4 protein-coding genes are annotated in these 3,566 nt (G+C 71.3%); 2 read left to right on the plus strand and 2 right to left on the minus strand.

Features of this window, described 5'->3' with window-relative positions; all coding sequences use genetic code 11:
- On the minus strand, nucleotides 1–198 hold a 198-nt coding region (locus PROKR_RS36610; RefSeq protein WP_169736640.1), incomplete at its 3' end, for a hypothetical protein.
- A gap of 60 nt (nucleotides 199–258) precedes the next feature.
- Between PROKR_RS36610 and PROKR_RS29235 the strand changes: the two genes are divergently transcribed.
- Nucleotides 259–1,209: a ribose-phosphate diphosphokinase gene (locus PROKR_RS29235; protein WP_036971122.1), complete on the plus strand. Its 951-nt coding sequence runs from the start codon at nucleotides 259–261 to the stop codon at nucleotides 1,207–1,209.
- A gap of 27 nt (nucleotides 1,210–1,236) precedes the next feature.
- Here PROKR_RS29235 and PROKR_RS29240 read toward each other — a convergent pair whose 3' ends face one another.
- On the minus strand, nucleotides 1,237–2,676 hold the full coding sequence (locus PROKR_RS29240) for a CCA tRNA nucleotidyltransferase (RefSeq protein WP_036971126.1): 1,440 nt from the start codon (nucleotides 2,674–2,676) through the stop codon (nucleotides 1,237–1,239).
- 204 nt (nucleotides 2,677–2,880) lie between these two features.
- Between PROKR_RS29240 and PROKR_RS29245 the strand changes: the two genes are divergently transcribed.
- A complete protein-coding gene (locus PROKR_RS29245; RefSeq protein ID WP_051109607.1) occupies nucleotides 2,881–3,516 on the plus strand; it encodes an NUDIX hydrolase in 636 nt (211 codons plus the stop codon).
- Nucleotides 3,517–3,566: the final 50 nt, after the last annotated feature.

Genomic DNA, 3,566 nt, shown 5'->3' on the forward strand with positions numbered 1-3,566 from the left:
GCCGGTCCGGGCGGCCTCCCGCGCGGCCTCGCGGTGGTGCGCGCGGCGAGCGGTGGCGTCGCCGTCGTCGAGGTAGGTCCCGTCCCAGGTGCCCCCGCCGACCGTGCCGGCGAACTCGCTGACGCCCGTCCCTGGCGGTGCCGACCGGCGCAGTGCGTCGACGAAGGGCTCCCAGACCTGCCACTCGGTGAGGCTCACGATCCACATGATGCCTGCTCCGGCCGGGCGTGTCGGCTCGACGTTCCGTAGACTCCAGCCATGGCCGAGGTGAGGGTCTTTGCCGGAACCGGGGGCCAGCGTTTCGCTCGGGAGATGTGCGCTGATCTCGACGTTCCGCTGAGCCCGATCAACATCCAGCGCTTCGCGAACGACTGCCTGCAGGTCCAGCTGCTGGAGAACTGCCGCGAGCGGGACGTCTATCTCGTGCAGCCCGTGGTGCGTCCCGCGCAGGAGAGCCTGATGGAGCTCCTGCTGATGGTCGACGCGGCCAAGGGCGCGTCCGCCGCCCGGATCACCGCCGTCATGCCGCACTTCGCGTACGCGCGCTCGGACAAGAAGGACGCCCCGCGCATCTCCGTCGGCGGCCGCCTCGTAGCGGACCTGCTGGAGACGGCGGGAGTGAACCGCATCCTCACGATGACGCTGCACGCACCGCAGGTGCATGCGTTCTTCCGGGTGCCGACGGACCAGCTCAACGCGCTGCGAGAACTGGCGGCGCACTTCCTGCCGAGCGACCTCTCGAAGGCCACGGTGGTCTCCCCCGACCTGGGCAACGCGAAGAGCGCGTCGGCGTTCGCGAAGATGCTCGGCATCCCGGTGGCTGCCGCCGCGAAGGAACGGTTCGACGGCGACCGGGTCGAGATCACCTCGCTCATCGGCGACGTGACCGGCCGCGACATCATCGTGCTCGACGACGAGATCGCGAACGGCTCGACGATCCTGGCGATCCTCGAACTGCTCCGGGAGCACGGCGCACGCAGCGTCCGGATCGCCTGCACGCACGGCATCTTCGCCAACGACGCCGCGCACCGCATCGCGGCCGACCCCGACGTGGTCGAGATCGTCACCACCAACACGGTGCCGTCGACCGGCCTGCTGAACCACGACAAGCTGACGGTGATCAGCGTGGCTCCGGCGTTCGCTGAGGCGGTCCGCCGCATCCACAGCGGCGAGTCGGTCAGCGCCCTCTTCGACCCGACGCACGTCTAGGCCCGCACGCCGGTCGAGCGGCGACGCCTACCCCCGCTCGGCCCACCACTTCCTGAGCTCCTCCGTCGCTGCTTCCTCGCCCAGCGGGCCGCGTTCTATGCGCAGACCCAACAGGTACTTGTAGGCCTCGCCGACCTCACGCGACGGGGAGATGCCGAGGATCTCCATGATCTGCGTGCCGTCGAGGTCAGGCCTGATCGCGTCGATCTCCTCCTGCTCGCGCAGCGCGGAGATGCGGTCCTCCAGGTCGGTGTACGCGTCGGACAGCCGCTTGGCCTTGCGCTTGTTGCGCGTGGTCGAGTCGGCACGGGTCAGCCGGTGCAGCCGCTCCAGCAGCGGGCCCGCGTCGGTCACGTAGCGCCGGACGGCGGAGTCGGTCCAGGCACCGTCGCCGTACCCGTGGAAGCGCAGGTGCAGCTCGACGAGGCGTGAAACGTCCTTGACCACCTGCTTCTCGTACTTGAGCGCCCGCAGCCGCTTGGCGGTCAGCTTGGCGCCGACCACCTCGTGGTGGTGGAAGCTGACGCCGCCGCCGGACTCGAAGCGGCGCGTGGCGGGCTTGCCGATGTCGTGCAGCAGGGCGGCGAGGCGGAGCACCAGGTCGGGGGCGGGCACCACGCCCTCGGCGCCGGTCTCCTGAGCGATCGCCTGGTCCAGGACTGTGAGCGAGTGCTGGTAGACGTCCTTGTGCCGGTGGTGCTCGTCGATCTCGAGCTGGAGCGCCGGCAGCTCCGGCAGCACCTGCTCGGCGAGGCCGGTGTCCACGAGCACCTCGAGCCCGGCCCGCGGGTTGTCGCTCAGTATCAGCTTGGTGATCTCCGCCTGCACGCGCTCGGCCGACACGATCTCGATCCGCTCGGCCATCGCGACCAGCGCGGCGAGCGTCCCCGGTTCCACGTGAAACGAGAGCTGGGCCGCGAACCGCGCGGCGCGCATCATGCGCAGCGGGTCGTCGTCGAACGAGCGCTCGGGCGCGATGGGAGTGCGCAGCACACCGGCCGCGAGGTCGGTGAGCCCGTTGAACGGGTCCACGAAGGTCAGGTCGGGCACGCGCACGGCCATGGCGTTCACAGTGAAGTCACGGCGCGACAGGTCGCCGTCGAGCGTGTCCCCGAACTCCACGAGCGGCTTGCGGGACGCCGGGTCGTACTTGTCCGTGCGGTAGGTCGTCACCTCGACCACGACGTCGCCCCGGCGCGCGCCGATGGTGCCGAACTCCTTGCCGATGTCCCAGTGGGCGTCGCCCCAGCGCGCGAGGAGCCGCTGCGTCTGGTCCGGCGAGGCAGACGTCGCGAAGTCGAGGTCGTTGCTCGCGCGGCCGAGGAACGCGTCGCGGACCGGGCCGCCGACGAGCGACAGCTCGTGACCGGCAGCCCGGAACTGCTCGCCCAGCTCGAGCGCGGCCGGCGCCATCTCGGTCAGCACGCCGAGGGCGCGACGCAGCAGATCCTGCTCAGGGGTAGACACAGCCCAAGATTCTCCCAGACCCGGCACGGCACCACTCACCGAGGCCCACCCGGCGGGCATGCGAGTGCGCACGCGCCGCCGTCGGGCGGGCGAGGTGCGAAGGTGCGGACGTGGTGCGGACGTGCCGGGGCGACCCGGTGCCCGAAACCGCCCGCACCCCCTCACCTGACCAGATCAAGGGTGGTCAGTCGGTAGTGTTGGGGCATGTCCACCCCTGTTCCGGCGAGCGACGGTCCAGACGGTCGCCCGGAGGTGCCCCCGCCGCCCGGCGGGGCCCCGTTGCGGGTGAACCCTGCCCGGCGTGCCGCCGCTGCGACCGCCCCCGTGCACCTGCCCATCGTGGACGAGACCTCGGCCGGCGGACTCGTCCTGCGGGCCGAGTCCGAGCGTCCCGAGGAGTTCAGCGCGGCGGTGCTGCTGCGCCGCAACCGCACCGGCCGGCTGGAGTGGTGCCTGCCCAAGGGCCACCTCGAGGGTCGCGAGACCCCGCAGGAGGCCGCGATCCGCGAGATCCGCGAGGAGACCGGCATCCGCGGCTCCATCCAGGCGGAGCTCGGCGTGATCGACTACTGGTTCACCGGTGAGGACCGGCGGGTGCACAAGGTGGTGCACCATTACCTCTTGCGCGCGGAGGGCGGTCACCTGACCGTGGAGAACGATCCGGACGGCGAAGCCGAGGACGCTCTCTGGGTCAGGGTCGACGAGCTCGCCGAGCGCCTGTCGTACCCGAACGAGCAGCGACTGGCCGCGGCCGCCCTGGATCTCCTCGTCTCCTCGAGGAACCTCCGGGACGCGTTGCGCGCCGACGCCTTCCCCACGGAGCGCCCCGACCTGCCATGAAGCAGCAGCCCGACCCCTCCCGCAGTCCCGCCCGCAACCGGGCGGCCCGC

This window comes from Promicromonospora kroppenstedtii DSM 19349 (assembly GCF_000515355.1).
GTDB lineage: Bacteria > Actinomycetota > Actinomycetes > Actinomycetales > Cellulomonadaceae > Promicromonospora > Promicromonospora kroppenstedtii.

What these genes read in the sequence shown, in the direction of transcription:
- PROKR_RS29245 (WP_051109607.1), top strand. Translation starts at nt 2,881, where the DNA reads ATGTCCACCCCTGTTCCGGCGAGCGACGGTCCAGACGGTCGCCCGGAG.
- PROKR_RS29235 (WP_036971122.1), top strand. Translation starts at nt 259, where the DNA reads ATGGCCGAGGTGAGGGTCTTTGCCGGAACCGGGGGCCAGCGTTTCGCT.